The organism is Bacillus sp. ME78, assembly GCF_903970865.1.
Classification (GTDB): Bacteria; Bacillota; Bacilli; order Bacillales; family Bacillaceae_G; genus Bacillus_A; species Bacillus_A cereus.
Genome location: NZ_CAJCKK010000031.1, coordinates 1 through 16,611, shown reverse-complemented (window position 1 = coordinate 16,611; position 16,611 = coordinate 1). Strand labels below are relative to the sequence as shown.

Genomic DNA, 16,611 nt, shown 5'->3' with positions numbered 1-16,611 from the left:
GAAGTACTCCTATATTCATGAGCTATAGGATTTATGCTATTTTCAAATCAAAAAACACGTTACTATTCTCATTAAAATAAAAGAATAGTAACGTGTTTTATATGTAATATAGTTCTGTAGACAGAATAGTATCCAACTGCAAATTTTTATAAAAGCCAAATGTACCGCTTAACTATTAAAATCTTAATAAGTAAAAAATCCATATTTCGTTTTATTTACTTTCTACTTTATTTCTTTTGAATACTCAACTCTTTTCTTCAAACGAATAATCCCTACTATTATTTTTGTATCTTTCTAAATTTGCGAATCAAAGTGAGTACTGAACCTGCAATAATCATCAATATGCCGATTGCTGCACTGTTAGTTGTACTTACACCCGTCTTTGGCAGCTCCTTATATGTATATTCTTTTTTATCGGTATTACTGTTATTTGAGATATTATTGTTATTTGTCTTATTAGCAAGACCATTAGGTTTGCTAGTTTCTTTATCTTTCACTAATACTTTTTGTATTGTATTTACCTCATTACCCACGGAATCTCTTACACTATATATTATTTCATAAGTACCAGCTTTAGTTGTATCTATAGTTCCTTCATACGCTACTTTAGAAGTAAGGTCACCGTCTTCTTTGTCAGTAGCTGATACTCCTACCAACGGATCAAATTGATCACCCTCAGTAATTGAAGTTGTAGCAGGTACTTTTAGTATTGGTTTATCATTTTTAACTTCTTCTCTAACTTTGACCGTTACAGTTTGCTTCGCCGTTACTTCATGACCTTTAGAATCTGTAACCGTGTACGTTAATATGTAAGTACCGGCTTTAGATGTATCTACTTCACCATCAACTTTGATTTTAGAAGTGAGATCACCGTCTTCTTTATCGATAGCTAATACTTCTGCCATTGGAACAAATGAATCTCCTACATGAATTGTCGCTCCAACAGGCACTGTTAATTTAGGTTCTAAATCTGATGTTTCTCCATTTTTCTCTACAATTACAGTCTGTGTTGCTGTTGCATTCCGCCCTTGAGAATCAACAACCATGTATTCCATAATGTATGTACCTGATTTTGAAGTATCTACATCGCCTTTATGCTTTACTTTATTTGTTAAATCACCATCTTCCTTATCAACAGCTTTTACATTTCTCATTGGATCAAACGTATCTCCTACACGTAGTGTAATGGTAATCGGTACAGTTAACTCTGGAGCTTGGTTTTCTACTGCTTTTTCGTTTTCTTTCACTGTTCCTGTAATTTTTGCCGCATCAAAAGCATTTTGGATTGCTTGAACTTCAATTGAGTTCGTTCCATATTTATTAGTTGCAACTGTAAGGCATGCCAATCTCAATTCAGAGAAATCAGAAGTCATGTTTAATTCATCAGTATTTGCATAATAGAAAATATCAAACATTTTATCTTCACCAATACCATTTACATTTACACCGTTATGAGTACCACCTTGTGCAATTAAATACGCAACTTTATTAATAATACTTGAGTTAAAATGAACGCCTCCATAATCCTCTCCATTTAAATCATTATATTTACTATAATCATCAGGATACGGTAGTCCTTCTGAAAAATTAATTGCAGTTGGATTTTTCATATTACGAAAAGTCGATCCAGTTTGTTCTCCTATTGTCCAGTTAAATTCCCCATTATTTATGTATTTCTCTATAGCCGTTCCCATAATATCAGATAATGCCTCGTTAATCGCCCCAGATTCTCCTGAAAATTCAAGGTTAGATTCGCTTGATGTAACTGCATGTGTAAATTCATGACCCGCTATATCGAATGCTTTTACCATAGGATCTCCATATAAAAGCATACTAATGTTATTAATATTAGTACTAAATGCATTCTCCCAATTTTCAGGATCATTTGTTCCTCCAGAATCCCATGCATGTACAACTGAAACTACTTTTTTTCCTTTATTATCAAAACTATTACGCTTATATTTTTCTTTATAAAAATCGTATACCTTTGTTGCTAAGAAATGAGCGCTTACCGCCTTTGGATCATTAAATGTTGTTGAAACACTAGTTGCTAGTATACCAGGATAATAACTTTCTTCATTTGTAATATCTCTATAATTTACATCATATGTCTCAATTCCTTGTCCTCTTGTATAATCAGTAAGCGCATAATTCCCACTGGTCTGTTTAGAAATACCAAATGTACGAGTTACGCCTAAATCATCTTTTCCTGTTCCAGTTAATGATGTAAAATTGCTAGTTTTATTTTCCTTAACGGATTCAACATACTCTTCACTTATTTTCAAACTTGATTCTTGTACCATATCTTTTAACATTTCACCATTATGAGCATTCACTAAATAAGTTCCTGATACATAATTTGGTGTTGTAGCAGCAAATGTAACTTGATATGCATTGCTAGCCTGCCCATGATTTTCATCAACAAAAATAACCGTCTTAACTTCTGGTTCAGAAATAAATTTAGTGTCATTTCCGTACCTTTTATAAATATATTGTTTCGCTTCTTCTTTTGATAAATTAATAGGTTTCTTTAAATCTTCTTGCGTTAAATTTTGTGCGCTAGCTCCTGAAATGCTTTTAATAATACCTTTTTTATCTACGTGAGCAGTCAACTGGTGGCCATACACTTCTTTTCCTTCATATATTTGTTGCATGCGCACCAGTGTAGTTCCATCATAAGAACCACGTTTTTGAAGAACCTTGTAATCTACTCCTGTTTCTGCACTAACTTGTTTTGGAGACAAAGCATGCTCCGTATTTTCCTTAAGTGCATCCTTCACTACATTCTCTGGCGTTTTTTTTGATGGTTGTGTAAGATCACCTGTACGGAACGAATCCTCTTGAATTTCAACTTGCATTTGACCAGGTTCCTCTGCATGACCTACTCCATATGGTGTTACACTTGTTAAAACGAATCCTGTTGTTAATGCAACTATAGCTATTTCTTTTTTATTTCCCATGATATTTACCTCGTATAAATTTCTATTATTTATATGAAACTGCTAAAATGTATACAATCTATTCCTAACATAAAAAGATGACTTTTGTAATCTACAAAAGCCACCTCTTCAATATGTAATATCCCTAAAATGTTTTTAATACATAATTTCTATACAAAAAGAAAAAAGCATTCATTAACGAGCATTTTGCAATACTTTTATTAGGTCATTTATATTTTCAACTTTCTGCTGAAACTGATCAAGTCTGCTATGTAGCGATGAAGGATTTTTATCTTCAGTTGAAATAACTTGTTTTAATTCGTTTTCTAATTTATCATACATATCAAAGAAATTATCAAATTCTACACTTACAAGCTCTTCATTTTCGCGATAGAATCTTTTTGCTTCTATATAAGTCATATATGATTTATTTAAAAATCCTAATGAAATTAAATATTTAGAAGTGTTTTCTTGATAAATAGCAATATCACATGCCATTTTAATATCAGAATAAGTCTTTTGAACGAGACAATGCAATTCAAAAATCTTAAACTTTAATCCATTATTCATTTCATCCCCTCCCATCGTATCTATTCTACATAAAATTAGAATATTATACAAAGAAAATTATTAGTATGAAATTGACAATTAAAAAAATAACTTAAGGATAAACAAACTCCCTCGCATTATAAATTATAGTTACGGAGCATTTACCAACATAACAGCAAAATAAAAAGCAAAAAGAATAAATCTTTCCGCTCTTAGAGTAATAAATACATTTCATATTGTGCTAAAGAATTCTTTTCAAATCTACATTTCTTTAAAAAACCCTCCAGTAAATTATTGTTAGGAAACCCAATTGATAAACTTGATAAATGTAATTCTTCTCTTGCTACTTCTAATAATTTCATCCCAACACCAATATTTCTATAATCTTTGTCTACGAAAATAAAACTAATTTTACCTTGTTCATTTACACATAGAGAGCCTTTTAAGTCATTAGTGACATATGCACCATAAAATACATTATTTGTTTTTTCGATATAATCAACATCATTTTGCCAATTTATATGGAAGTTTAACCATTTCTGAATTTCATCTTTAAAAGTTGGAAATTCTAATTGTTTTACTTCAATATCCTTACAATCTTTATTCATTATTTTAGTCAAATCATTTAAATTATAATAAGAAAGATCGTACACTTTTTCATAGCCCAACTTATTATAAAAATGAATCGCTCGGTCGTTTCCTACAATGACTTCGAGAAAAAGTTGCTTACATCCATGTTGAATCGCCTCTTCTTTATGCAGTTCAAATAATTTTTGACTGACACCAATACCGCGGTAATTAGGATGAACCGCTAATGTTCCACAGCGCATAGTCTTTATACTTTCATAATCCTTTATACCACCTAATATTACGCCAACTGATTTGTCACCGTCTAAAGCAAGAAAAGAATGTTCTAGCAAATTACCTTCTGGTCCCAAAAAACGGTGTATAAAATCACCTTTTGAAACTTCCATCTTAATAATATAATCGGAAAATCCATCTTTAAAAGCTTCATATACTAAATCAATATTTACTTCACTACATCTTTTATATTGAATCATATAAAATTGCCCTCCAATTGCTTGTATTAACCGCAACATGTACCCATATAATATATTCCATCTATTATAAATTTCAGCTCTTAATTTGAAATGAACGGACATTTCCCTACATATAACCCACTATTAATTTGTTTTATAACAAACTATCTATTATTTACTACATTAATCTCATAAACACGCAAAAAAGCAATTAAATGCTCACATGCTCTTTCGCATGCTAGCATTTTAAAGATTTTTTGTTCTTCTTTCGTTTTATCATTTGCTTGATCTGAAGCAGCTTTTAAACATAGAAATGGTTTTTTATTTATTTGGCATACATAGGCGAAAGCTGCTACTTCTTGATCAACTGCCAATGCTCCATATACGGTATGGAGTAAATATCTCATTTCTGAACTACGAATACGTTGATCTCCGGATAAAAATGTACCGAAATGTATTGGATCATATGATCGTATTTTTTTTATTCTTCTTACAAGTGATTTTGTTGTTTCAATAGGTGCTGTTCTACCGTTATATAAATTAAAAACATCTTCCCCTGAGCCAGCTGCAGTAACATCGTGTTGTATTGCGTTTAGTGCCACTACAATATGACCGTTTTTCACCTTGTTTGATAAACTTCCGCATATTCCTGTCATAAACAACTCATCTGGCTGAAACTCACTAATTAACAATTGTACACAACTAGCGCAGCTTACTTTACCAACACCAGTAACAACTGATATAATTTCCAGCTCATTAATAGTATGAAAATGAAATTCCCAAGCTGCTCTTTTTTCAACACGTTCACTCGGATAATGTTGATGCAAATACGTCAGTTCTGGTTCCCATGCAGATACTATTGCAATACGTTTCATTACACGCTTCACTTCCCCTATTGTCATTTAAATAAGTTATCTATACTTTCTCGTTCATAATCTGGAATCCATTCTTTGTATTTCTTATATAAATCTCGTATTATTTCTTTATTCTTCGCAATTACTTCACATCCTCTATCATCACACATAAACATGACAATATCTTTCGTTGCATTTATGAGAAATACATCTGGATAAGAAATTTCTTTTTTTCGTCCAAATCGAGGATACAGAGCAGAGAAATCCTCGTGATTAGCAGCTTGTATAAGCAATTCATACTTAATATCTTCCGCAAGACATTTTAAAGAAAAATGATATGTACAATATAAATCTGCTTCTTCATCTTCAAATAGAAACGGTAACGTTTCTTGTCTTATATGAAATCTTAAATCTCTTTTCTTAATATATTTATTGTATACATTTATTTTCTGTGGAGTTTTTATGTTTTCCTTTTTAAATCTATAAACATTTGTCACTACAAACACTACATCTTCTTTTGAAAATATGTCTTCAAATAAGAATTTATTATATGTATATAGTTGAGAAAAGTATTCCATATTTAAATCGTTGGTTCCTTCTACAATTTGATATTTATCTTTTCCGAAATCAAAATGTAAATGATTTCCCCACTGAGAATATAATTAGGGTCCTAATGTAACTCCTGGAAATGTTTGATTCATATATTCTTTTAATTGCATTTCCTTGTCCTTTCTACTGTAAAATTCCTTTTAAATCCCAGTATGCTTCTTCTAGCCACGGATGTATAACTTTCAATGTATCTTTCCTTTCCCACAAATATGAAATATATACAAAAGCTGCTTTTTCCAAAGATTTTTCCAATCCTTTTTTTATTTCTATTAAATATGGTGGTGTCCCGTTTTGATCCCATTCTATTTTATCTGCAACAAATAATACTAAATCCATCTTCGTTGCATGTTTACGCAACGTTGTATGGCAACAAATTGCATTTAAAATTTCTTCATCTTCTACTTTAAATATTTCTTTTGCGATTACTCTCGATAATTTTTGATGAATAATCATAGGAATTTTTCTTTCTGTTTCCACTATTTCTACCCCAAATTCTTCAGCAACTGCAATCCGCTCCTCGTTCGGAAAAATGCCACTAATATCATGTAAATATCCTGCAATTGCTGCTTTTTCTTTATCTACGTGAAACTTTTCTGCAATCTTTTTTGCCTCATTTGCCACACGAATTGAATGTTTATATGTAAACTCTTTATTATATTTTAGTAGAAAAGCTTTAATATCATTGTCTATTTTTCCAGTTGGAGTAAATAAATATATATCATTACATAACATAGAAAATCCCCCTTATAACTAACTTCCATTATAATGTAGAATCTAAATATCCTTGTTATTTTATATTCGTTATTAATCTTTTTACTCCTTTTTAATACGTTACATGAAATTTTATACAGAATCATCGCTACAAGTACATAAATGTTTGATATTATAGTAATGTTGATGATTTGTAAGGAAAGGAACTACACAATGAATAAAAATATATTAATTATTGATGATGATAAAGAAATTGTTGAATTACTTGCTGTTTATTTGCGAAATGAAGGCTATAACATTTATAAAGCTTATGATGGCGATGAAGCATTGCAAAAGGTTTCTACATATGAAGTTGACCTTATGATTTTGGATATTATGATGCCAAAACGAAACGGATTAGAAGTTTGTCAGGAAGTGCGTGAAAATAATACTGTACCAATTCTAATGCTTAGTGCAAAAGCAGAAGATATGGATAAAATATTAGGTCTTATGACAGGTGCCGATGATTATATGATCAAGCCATTCAATCCATTAGAATTAGTAGCTAGAGTGAAAGCTTTATTACGAAGATCCTCTTTCCAAAATGCTACTTCGCAAAAGAATGAAGATGGTATTATTCGTATTCGCTCTGTTGAAATACACAAACATAATCATACAGTTAAAGTAAATGGAGAGTATATTAAACTAACCTCTATTGAATTCGATATTTTATATTTACTTGCGAGTAATACAGGAAGAGTATTTAGTTCAGAAGAAATTTTCGAACGCGTTTGGAATGAAGATGGTTATGGTTCAAATAAGACGGTAATGGTCCATATTAGCAACTTACGAGATAAACTTGAAACAGTAATAAATGGAGAAAAATTTATTCATACTGTTTGGGGAGTTGGCTATAAAATTGAGAAATGAAGCATTTGATATATTAAAAGATATTCCTAAATGGAAACTTATTTTTTGGCTTTTATTAGCTATCACACTCACTCCTATTACTGAACTAATTATTTATCGCCTCGTTACGAGTGTAATTGAGAGTTCACTTACTCTAACTGAACTCGGTAAAGAATTCATTCGAATTTTTGGTTATGAAAAGTATAAAGGGATTAAAGAGTCTTTATGGATGATGATTGTATCTTATTTGTTTTTATTTTCTATTTTTTCATCCTATCTTTACATTTTTTATCGTCACGAGAAAAAACTTTATTATGAAACTTGTATTAAAAAAATGATAGAAGAAATTCGTTATATTGCAAATGGAAACTTCAATCATAAAGTTTCTATTGTAAATCATAATTATCTAGAAGAATTAGCAATCGGGGTCAATGAAATTGTTGAACAATTAAAAGTCTCAATTGATGAAGAAAGACAAGCGGAACAAGCAAAAAGTGAACTTATTACAAATGTATCACATGACTTACGCACCCCCCTTACTTCTATAGTTGGATACGTAAATTTAATCCATCATGATAATTATAGAGATGAAGTGGAATTGCGATACTATATTCAAGTCATTTACGATAAAGTAACTCGTCTTAATGCATTAATGAATGACTTGTTCGAATATACACGTGTTCAAAATAAAGAATTAAGCTTGTATTCTGTTCCAATTGATATTGTAGAGTTACTTGGACAATTAACTGTTCAATTCCGCATACAGGTTCAAGAAGCTAATATAGAATGTCGGCCTTCTTTCCCGTCTCAAAAGCTTATGGTATTAGCTGATGGTGACAAATTAGTGCGTGTGTTTGAAAATCTTATTATAAACGCTATCGCTTATGGAAGCGAAGGTCGCTATATTGACCTTACTGCTTATGAAAGCAATAATATGATTACAATTGATATAACAAATTACGGACAACCTATTCCTAGTACGGATTTACCTCATATTTTTGAACGTTTTTACCGCGTTGAGAAATCTCGCTCTACAAACACTGGTGGATCTGGACTTGGATTAGCAATTGCAAAAAGTATAGTCGAGTTGCATAAAGGAACAATTGAAGTATATAGTGATGACGAAAAAACAACATTCACTGTAAAACTACTTCCATACAAATGTTAATATTACAAATAAAAAGTTCAATTTCTTATCATATAAGAAATTGAACTTTTTCTATTATTCCCCTAAATTTAATAATCCTTTATAATTCTTTAGAAATTCTTTACCTTTTCTTTCTTCCTAATTAAGCATTCCTTTTTACAATACTATTATTGATGTCATAATAGGAGGATCACTTATGCAATTCTTAAAAAAATTCGCTATTTTATTATTATCTTTTTTCATTACTGCACTTATCGTTTTATATTTTTATCTTTATGTAAATGGTCCGATTATTCAAGCTAAATCAGCTATTTTAATAAATGCTAATTCAGGTGAAATTGTTTATAAAAAAAATGAAGAAACCCCAGTACAATCAGCTACTTTATCTAAATTAATGACGGAATATATCGTATTGGAACAACTAAATGATAGAAAAATACAGTTAGATGACTTCGTACAAATAAGTAACGAAGTTTTCCGAGTAGAAACAAGCCCTATACAAGTAACATCGAATGATAAAACAACGGTTCGTGATTTACTTCATGCATTGCTACTGGCAGGGAATAATCGTTCTGCACTCGCTCTAGCAGAACACATTGCTGGAACTGAAGATAACTTTACAATATTAATGAATAAAAAAGCAAAAGAACTACAGTTATTACAACCATCTCCATTTCTAAACTCTACTGGAATTAATCATGATACAAATAAACAATCAACTACAACAGCAATAGACGCAGCTAAACTAGCTGCACGATTAGTAAAAGATTTTCCAGATGTATTGAATATTACGAAACTAACCTCTTACCAATTTACCTTCAAAGATTCCCAGGTTTTCAATACGAATAAAATGATATATTCCCTTAATGAAAACATTAAACTTCAAGGTGTTGATGGCTTACAAACTAGTTTTTCAACTAACGGTAATTATAGTTTTGTCAGTACAGCAAAACTAGGAGATACTAGACTAATTTCAGTAATATTAGATGCAGATGAAGAAAACATTTCATTTATTGAAACAAAAAAGTTGCTACAGTATGGTTTTGATCCTTCCTCGTACTCTGCACTCCAAGCTTTTAAAGACGCCCTTACATCTTGGACAATATTGCTTCAGTTTAAAAATTTAATTATACAAACTATAATGATTTTTTTAATCATTACCACCTTAATGTTTTTACATATACGTCAGAAAAAATCCGAGGATTTCAATTAAGAAATCTTCTTATATATATATAAAATCGACTTGCGCTTAAGATGCAAGTCGGTTTTTAATTCTATCATCCTCTTCCAATCAAATTTGCTGAAACTGGTTGCAAGTTTAACTTCCTCGCCCATACAGACAGCTGACCAATATGATGAATTTCATATCCCATTACATGTCTTAAAAGCTATGTTTTTTGAGGCATACATCCATCTCTGTTTCCTTTCGTTGTGTTCGTTTATTTAGTTTAAATGGGTTAATCTATTAATTCTATTAAATCCAACAATTTAACTATTACATTTTAAAGTTCTATTCATATACTATAGTAGATTACTAGAAAGGAGGTTTAACTATGGATAGTTGCGTTGTATTTGTAAACGGACAACCTTTTTTAGTTCTTTCAGTAGCTGGTATTGAAATTGCTAGATTAGAGATTTCCCTTCAAGTAGCATTAGCTCTAAGAGTGCTTGGGATACCAATCTGTGATTAATTACCAAATTAATAAGAAAAGAGGGCATTAGCCCTCTTTTTTTATTTTCTTCTCACCTTTTCTTAACAACAAATAAAATTTAAATTTTATTTGTTATATTGTAATGAAAATCCGAAAAATCAACCCATTTTATTCAATAAAAAAGAGCACCACCCATACCTCATTATCCGTTTCTATAATATTCAAGTTTGATTAATAATAAAATTAAAGTATATGAACGTTACATGAAACACTTGTTAAGATAGCTCTCCTTCACACTATTTATTTCGCTGACGCTATATTATCAAAGCACACAATGATTAACTTTTTATACGGCTTATTTTAAGTATGCTTGCCAATACTTTTACTTGTATGTTCTATACACTCATTCTCTACGGTATACTGATACCAACTTATATTTTTTGATGAGGGCCCATTTCCCTATATCCCTCTTTATTCCCATGTACTTTTTTTCTCAAATCCAAGCTAAATAATCTATATTGTTATCTTTTAAAATCAGCTCACTATCTGATTATATTAATAACCTATCACCTGGTAAAATCCTATTACCTAATTTATCTTCAATTGAATGGTCCATCATTTATACTTACGGATTGGCTTTCCCGTATCTATTGTGCATGGATATTGGATTTTCTAGCATCTAGCTCATTTCTTTAAAAATGTCGGATTTTTCGTCTATTATTAAATGAATAATGTTTGGAAGGGGATATAATATGACAGAAATTAAAGTAGGGCTTACACAATTTTTAGACTTCACACTGAAAGGTAGTACAGCTAAAACAACCTTTATAAAAAATCTAAAATCCCAACCTGAATATCAACCAGCTTTTGATTACTGGAAACAATTACGAGAAACTGTTATTAAATTTCATCAAAACAAACTACCTTTTGAATATTTCGAAACATTAGTACAAACGGTTGATCAGAAAAAAAAACAAAACTACATTGATGTCATAAAGCAATACAAAAAATTCATTAAAAATAAAGACATCTCTTGGTTTGATCCAGGTAAATCACATTGGAAATCAGATGATTTAATCGTCCGTTCATCACCTGAACTTGGCTTATTCATTAATAATGAGCCACATCTTATCAAACTGTTTTTCAAAGGAAAAAAAGAGCGAATTGATAAGTACAACATTAACTCGACACTTACACTATTAAATGAATCAACATTTTCAAATGAACGAAACGATGTGAATTATACGGTACTTAACATCCAAAAGAACAGAATGTATACGAATAACTCTATTAATAATAATCATTTAGTAGCGCTTAAATCAGAAGCTAACCAGTTTTGCTATATATGGAATAATCTATAAAGGTTACTATTCATCCCTTTTAATACCTTGTTGATGCATACTTTAGTTACAATTTTTACAGATTCATTCAGTTTCGTTTAATTAGGGCTCACCCTCTTATTCCTCAGAAACAATGCAGGTGGGCCTTTTTCAAAAATGGTTTCTTTGTCAGTTTTAACATACTAGCTCTCCCCCGAAACAGCTGCAATTGAGATTATTTTTGTTTTATTATCCACTATACCCACCAAGCCCCTTTTGTTAACATAATATAATTATAAACTACTATTGTTGCTACTTCTTCCATTCATATTCTAACATACTCATTTCCCATAAATTCCAATACGTTTCTCCTACTCTTTTTGACTCTCTTAATAAGCCTTCTTTTACAAACCCTATTTTTTCGTAACATGAAATGGCCGATATATTAAAATCATACACACCAAGAGTTACTCTATGTAGTTTTAATTCGTCAAAAGCAATATGAAGTACTGCTTTCATCATATGTTTTCCTATAGAACGTCCTCTCATCTTCGTATTACCAACTAATACTTTTCCAATTCTAGCGGACTTATTAATATTATCTATTTGCCCAAGCGAAATATGACCAATAACGTCTGAAGTCTCTTCATCTACCACTTTGAAAGCGAGTGTATTTGCACTTTCTATATACTTCTCTAATTGCTGTTCGTCTAAAGGGAATGTGAATGCATTTCCTGACCATTGTATTAGAAATTCTTCAGAATTAATCCAATTTATTAATTGTTTAAAATCAGATTTTTTAAAGGTTTTTAGTTTAATCACTTCCATGCTCCTTTCGTACATCATACTTTATAACCTCAAACTTATTTCTATATAAAGAATATATTCTCCTTTTATATGAAATTAAAATAAAGCCATTCATGTGAATGGCTTTACAAAAAAGCAGCATAATTATGCTTTGTTTGCTACATCAATACCATTAAAATCAAAGTCAGCAGTAACCGTTGTAACAGGTGGGAAAATTGCTTCAATTTTACAAATGGAAATAATTACTCCAACCGATCCAGGAATAGCCGCAAGCCTAACTACATCACAACTTACAGACGAAACAGTACCTACATAAGTACGTCCCTCTGTATTAATTTGAACTGTTCGATTAATTAATTTCTTAAGTTCATCTCTAATTCCTTGTACACAAGAATTATCACATTTCTCATGCTGTTCTTTTTTACACTCTTCGAATACTTCCCAACAATCATCTTGTTTACATGTACACTTCTTTTTACAATTATTAAATCGAGAACCCAATACCTCACCCCCTAATCCTTTCTATTAGTAAAGTATGTCCACTAGCTTAAAAGGGTACGAGGCAAACACATAAAAAGAAAAAAACAAACAATTGTACCAAACCTTCTTTTCATTATTCATTATAAAAACAGACTTCTCCTAATTAAAATCTTGTTTAATGAGCGGCCGTGAATTTAGTCCTACTCCATTTAATGTTTAGACACCACTTTCTAAAACAAATCTTTTTCTTTTAATAAGATGCCCCTTAAAAACACACTAGATTTTCCCATTAACTCACATATACATAGACTTTATTTGTGGATTTCCCATTTTTCATTGTGAAATATACATTTAAAAAAGCGTACTCGAAAATAAGATATTATATGTAATCAGAACACTTTCTTCAACAAATGTTTATTGGAAAACACCATAACTAGTAGTAGTTCTCTCCACTATCTCTTAAAAATTAGCATAGTTTGTATGAACTCTATATCGAGTAGAAAACACTCTATCATATAAAGATAAAATAGTAGGTTAATAAACAAGCCATTTTTTTTATTAAAACATAGAATAATATGAACACTATTGAAAGGAGGTAGAAATGAATGTCTTGGAAAAATGATTGCTGGAGTTCTCAGAAAAAGCATTGTTGTGATGATTGGTGGAAATCTAAAGAAAAGCATCATTGTGATGATGATTGGAGTTCTCAGAAAAAGCATTGTAATGATGATTGGTGGAAATCTGAAGAAAAGTGTCATTGTGATGACGATTGGAGTTCTCAGGAAAAACATTGTAATGATGATTGGTGGAAATCTAAAGAAAAGTGTCATCGTGATGATGATTGGAGTTTTAAACGAAATAAGTGTCGTTGTAAATGTTTCTTTATTTGTTGCCATTGTAAAAGAAAAAATTGGTAATATTTTTAATGTCAACGTAAAGAAAAAAATATGTCTTTTGGAATCAATCGGGCTTTTCCGGAAAGTTGATCCCTCACCTACTTCCTTGCTTTCGCTGAATTTTTAGGTGGGGGCATTACTGCCCGGCAAATAGCGAGATAAATACTAGGATGTAATATATAAAAAGCTGACTGAGTATAGTCAGCTTTTTATCAATGAATACGTAAAGGTTTAAACCGGCATATAAGTAGTCGCGCTTTGTCATCACCTTGTTGTTGTAAATTAGTATTTCTCCATTGAATAGACATTCCATAATATCGTATTTTGATTAAAACTAAAAAACATACTTAACACCAATAGTAGAATTTTTCTTCTTCATCAAATTCACTTTTTTTCTTTTTATTAACATAAAAAAGGAGCTCTGTTTATATAGAGCTCCTTTCTAATTTTATAATTTACTAGACTGTAACCCCTGAATAAACGGTACTACTTCAGGATTTACAAGTGACGACAAATCACCTAATTCTTTTCCTAAATAAGCTGCTTTAATAACACGGCGCATTACTTTAGAATTACGTGTTTTCGGTAAATCTTCTACAACGTGGATGTCTTTAGGACACAACGCTTTTCCAATATGAGAGTTTACTAAACTCATTAATTCTTTCTTTAATTTTCCTGTGAATGTTACATGATCTCTTAACACTACAAAACAATGACAAACTTCACCTTTTACTTCGTCAGGTACACCAATTGCAGCAGCTTCGATTACATCGTTATGTTTCACAAGAATAGATTCATATTCAGCAGGTCCAATACGTTTACCTGCAATATTTAACGTATCGTCTGAACGCCCTGTGATGATATATTGTTCACCATCGTAAATGACCCAGTCACCGTGGACCCATTTATTTTCAAAACGTGACCAATATGTGTTCACGTAACGTTCATCATCTTCCCAGAAGCTTTTCGTCATACCTACCCAAGGTTTCTCTAAGCATAATTCTCCGACTTCATCTCGAATTGGTTTACCTTGATCATCCAGTACGACAGCTGCCATTCCTGGTAAAGATGCGTTAAAACTAATTGGTGCGATTGGTTTAATAAGAACATTACCGAAAATCCCACCAGAGATTTCAGTTCCACCTGAGTAGTTACAGATTGGAACATTTCCTTTTCCAACTGTTTCAAACAGCCACATCCATGGATCAGGATTCCAAGGTTCTCCTGTTGATGCGAATACTTCCAAACTCTTTAAAGAATGTTTATTGACATACTCATCACCTTTTGCCATTAATGCTCGGATTAACGTTGGCGAAATACCTAGATGAGTAATTTCATATTTATCAACTGTCTCCCATAACCGGTCTGCTTCTGGGAAGTCTGGAACACCTTCGTACATAACCATCGTTGCTCCATTAATGAGTGAACCGAATAATAGAAACGGCCCCATCATCCAACCCATATCAGTTACCCATAATACACGATCACCTTGTTTAATATTCATTCCAAATCCTGCATCAAAAGCTGCTTTCAAAGGAAATCCTGCATGCGTGTGTACTGTTCCTTTCGGCTTACCAGTCGTTCCTGATGTATAAATGAGCATTAATGGATCATCACTTTGCATTTCCTCGGCATGTATGAATGGTTTTTCTTTTTCTATCGTACTCCACGAAAAGTCATAGTTATGTGGTGTAAAATCATTTCCTGCATGACGAACGATAACAACTTTTTCAACAGTTGGGCAATGTTCACAAGCTTTATCTACTTCATCTTTTAAAGAAACAATTTTACCGCGGCGTGAAAATCCATCTGCAGTAATAATCATTTTTGAACCCGCCGCTTGCACACGTGTCATAACTGCATCAGACGCAAAGCCTGAGAATATTGGTGAAATAATTGCTCCAATTTTCATTACAGCTAGCATCGCAACAACTGTTTCTGGAATCATCGGCATATAAATTGTTACACGGTCACCTTTTTCAATACCCGCGTGTTTCAAACCATTGGCAACACGGCTTACCCAGTTATCAAGCTCTTCATATGTAAATGATTTTGAAGTTCCATTTTCTCCTTCGTACTGAAGTGCTGGCTGTATTCTTGTCTCTTCATCCGCAAGCCAGCGGGATAAAGCTGATTCTACAACGTTACATGTTCCGCCATTATACCACTGTGCAAACGGTGTACCATTTTCTAAATCTAACACTTCTGTATAAGGTTTCATCCATTGATAGCCAACTGCTTTTTCTGCCTCTCCCCAAAGCCAAGCTGTTTCCTCAATAGATTTATCATAAAAAGTTTCATAGTCTTCATATCCCAATGATTTCATCCAACTATATAAACGTGTTTTTTCCTTGTACTCTTCTGTTGGAAACCAAACTGCTTGTTTCAATGTTTTCCCCTCCTTAACTTTTTGAGCAAGAAAGCCCTAAATAGGGCTTTTAAACTGGATATACAGGATGTTTACGATCCGTGAATACTTGATATTTACTCATATACATTTCGAAACGTCCTTTTAACTCTTCACGTAAATTGTTTGGATGAACAATACCATCAATCACCATCTCTGATGCTAAGTGGTATATATCAATATCTTTCTTATACTCTTCACGTTTTTCAGCAATAAAGCTAGCACGCTCTTCTTCTGGTAAAGCTGCAATTTTATTTGCATATACAGCATTGACCGCAGCTTCTGGACCCATTACCGCAATAGAGGCTGTCGG

15 protein-coding genes and 2 pseudogenes are annotated in these 16,611 nt (G+C 31.9%); 6 read left to right on the top strand and 11 right to left on the bottom strand.

What is annotated here, in order from left to right; translation table 11 throughout:
* Positions 1 to 278: 278 nt before the first annotated feature.
* The 6 genes and pseudogenes from H6481_RS23765 to yqeK all read right to left on the bottom strand — a co-directional run bounded on the left by H6481_RS23765 (position 279) and on the right by yqeK (position 6,723).
* On the bottom strand, positions 279 to 2,960 hold the full coding sequence (locus tag H6481_RS23765) for a M4 family metallopeptidase (protein ID WP_182813354.1): 2,682 nt from the start codon (positions 2,958 to 2,960) through the stop codon (positions 279 to 281).
* A 174-nt stretch (positions 2,961 to 3,134) separates the two neighbouring features.
* On the bottom strand, positions 3,135 to 3,509 hold the full coding sequence (locus tag H6481_RS23760; RefSeq protein ID WP_001059026.1) for a hypothetical protein: 375 nt from the start codon (positions 3,507 to 3,509) through the stop codon (positions 3,135 to 3,137).
* A gap of 191 nt (positions 3,510 to 3,700) precedes the next feature.
* Positions 3,701 to 4,549, bottom strand: a complete 849-nt coding sequence (locus tag H6481_RS23755) for a GNAT family N-acetyltransferase (RefSeq protein ID WP_000617068.1) — start codon at positions 4,547 to 4,549, stop codon at positions 3,701 to 3,703.
* A 143-nt stretch (positions 4,550 to 4,692) separates the two neighbouring features.
* A complete protein-coding gene (gene mtnN, locus H6481_RS23750; RefSeq protein ID WP_000151939.1) occupies positions 4,693 to 5,430 on the bottom strand; it encodes a 5'-methylthioadenosine/S-adenosylhomocysteine nucleosidase in 738 nt (245 codons plus the stop codon).
* A pseudogene (locus H6481_RS23745) lies at positions 5,427 to 6,101 on the bottom strand (DUF3885 domain-containing protein). The gene mtnN and the pseudogene H6481_RS23745 overlap by 4 nt, the downstream one beginning before the upstream one ends.
* Positions 6,102 to 6,114: 13 nt before the next feature.
* A complete protein-coding gene (gene yqeK, locus H6481_RS23740) occupies positions 6,115 to 6,723 on the bottom strand; it encodes a bis(5'-nucleosyl)-tetraphosphatase (symmetrical) YqeK (RefSeq protein ID WP_063547343.1) in 609 nt (202 codons plus the stop codon).
* Positions 6,724 to 6,915: 192 nt separating this feature from the next.
* Between yqeK and H6481_RS23735 the strand changes: the two genes are divergently transcribed.
* The 3 genes from H6481_RS23735 to H6481_RS23725 all read left to right on the top strand — a co-directional run bounded on the left by H6481_RS23735 (position 6,916) and on the right by H6481_RS23725 (position 9,950).
* Positions 6,916 to 7,611 (top strand): response regulator transcription factor, encoded by a 696-nt coding sequence (locus tag H6481_RS23735; RefSeq protein WP_001038807.1) that lies wholly within the window; start codon positions 6,916 to 6,918, stop codon positions 7,609 to 7,611.
* Positions 7,601 to 8,758, top strand: coding sequence for a HAMP domain-containing sensor histidine kinase (locus H6481_RS23730; protein ID WP_001243312.1), 1,158 nt, complete (start codon positions 7,601 to 7,603; stop codon positions 8,756 to 8,758). Before H6481_RS23735 ends, H6481_RS23730 begins: the two co-directional genes overlap by 11 nt.
* Before the next feature lie 175 nt (positions 8,759 to 8,933).
* Positions 8,934 to 9,950 carry a D-alanyl-D-alanine carboxypeptidase family protein gene (locus H6481_RS23725; RefSeq protein WP_097920740.1) on the top strand — a complete coding sequence of 339 codons (1,017 nt, stop codon included), beginning with the start codon at positions 8,934 to 8,936 and terminating at the stop codon, positions 9,948 to 9,950.
* 64 nt (positions 9,951 to 10,014) lie between these two features.
* Here the strand turns inward: H6481_RS23725 and H6481_RS23720 are convergent.
* Positions 10,015 to 10,125: pseudogene (locus H6481_RS23720) on the bottom strand (DinB family protein); the annotation flags it as partial.
* 165 nt (positions 10,126 to 10,290) lie between these two features.
* Between H6481_RS23720 and H6481_RS23715 the strand changes: the two are divergent.
* A complete protein-coding gene (locus H6481_RS23715) occupies positions 10,291 to 10,428 on the top strand; it encodes a DUF3956 domain-containing protein (protein WP_000376554.1) in 138 nt (45 codons plus the stop codon).
* 713 nt (positions 10,429 to 11,141) lie between these two features.
* A complete protein-coding gene (locus tag H6481_RS23710; RefSeq protein ID WP_000136052.1) occupies positions 11,142 to 11,750 on the top strand; it encodes a hypothetical protein in 609 nt (202 codons plus the stop codon).
* A 270-nt stretch (positions 11,751 to 12,020) separates the two neighbouring features.
* Here H6481_RS23710 and H6481_RS23705 read toward each other — a convergent pair whose 3' ends face one another.
* Both H6481_RS23705 and H6481_RS23700 read right to left on the bottom strand, forming a co-directional pair.
* Entirely contained in the window at positions 12,021 to 12,554 is a 534-nt protein-coding gene (locus H6481_RS23705; RefSeq protein ID WP_000990089.1) for a GNAT family protein, read from the bottom strand.
* Positions 12,555 to 12,659: 105 nt separating this feature from the next.
* The gene (locus H6481_RS23700; RefSeq protein WP_000535577.1) at positions 12,660 to 13,016 is read right to left on the bottom strand and encodes a hypothetical protein; all 357 of its coding nucleotides are present in this window, start codon (positions 13,014 to 13,016) and stop codon (positions 12,660 to 12,662) included.
* Positions 13,017 to 13,613: 597 nt separating this feature from the next.
* On the opposite strand from H6481_RS23700, the gene H6481_RS23695 reads away from it, so the two are divergent.
* Positions 13,614 to 14,018 carry a hypothetical protein gene (locus H6481_RS23695; protein WP_065483695.1) on the top strand — a complete coding sequence of 135 codons (405 nt, stop codon included), beginning with the start codon at positions 13,614 to 13,616 and terminating at the stop codon, positions 14,016 to 14,018.
* A gap of 321 nt (positions 14,019 to 14,339) precedes the next feature.
* Here H6481_RS23695 and H6481_RS23690 read toward each other — a convergent pair whose 3' ends face one another.
* A complete protein-coding gene (locus H6481_RS23690) occupies positions 14,340 to 16,280 on the bottom strand; it encodes an AMP-binding protein (RefSeq protein WP_182813352.1) in 1,941 nt (646 codons plus the stop codon).
* Positions 16,281 to 16,329: 49 nt separating this feature from the next.
* A partial coding sequence (locus H6481_RS23685) for a carboxyl transferase domain-containing protein (RefSeq protein WP_276568894.1) occupies positions 16,330 to 16,611 on the bottom strand: 282 nt, incomplete at its 5' end.

Coding starts and splice junctions, on each gene's coding strand:
- H6481_RS23765 (WP_182813354.1), bottom strand. CDS start 2,960: ATGGGAAATAAAAAAGAAATAGCTATAGTTGCATTAACAACAGGATTC.
- H6481_RS23760 (WP_001059026.1), bottom strand. CDS start 3,509: ATGAATAATGGATTAAAGTTTAAGATTTTTGAATTGCATTGTCTCGTT.
- H6481_RS23755 (WP_000617068.1), bottom strand. CDS start 4,549: ATGATTCAATATAAAAGATGTAGTGAAGTAAATATTGATTTAGTATAT.
- mtnN (WP_000151939.1), bottom strand. CDS start 5,430: ATGACAATAGGGGAAGTGAAGCGTGTAATGAAACGTATTGCAATAGTA.
- yqeK (WP_063547343.1), bottom strand. CDS start 6,723: ATGTTATGTAATGATATATATTTATTTACTCCAACTGGAAAAATAGAC.
- H6481_RS23735 (WP_001038807.1), top strand. CDS start 6,916: ATGAATAAAAATATATTAATTATTGATGATGATAAAGAAATTGTTGAA.
- H6481_RS23725 (WP_097920740.1), top strand. CDS start 8,934: ATGCAATTCTTAAAAAAATTCGCTATTTTATTATTATCTTTTTTCATT.
- H6481_RS23715 (WP_000376554.1), top strand. CDS start 10,291: ATGGATAGTTGCGTTGTATTTGTAAACGGACAACCTTTTTTAGTTCTT.
- H6481_RS23710 (WP_000136052.1), top strand. CDS start 11,142: ATGACAGAAATTAAAGTAGGGCTTACACAATTTTTAGACTTCACACTG.
- H6481_RS23705 (WP_000990089.1), bottom strand. CDS start 12,554: ATGATGTACGAAAGGAGCATGGAAGTGATTAAACTAAAAACCTTTAAA.
- H6481_RS23695 (WP_065483695.1), top strand. CDS start 13,614: ATGATTGCTGGAGTTCTCAGAAAAAGCATTGTTGTGATGATTGGTGGA.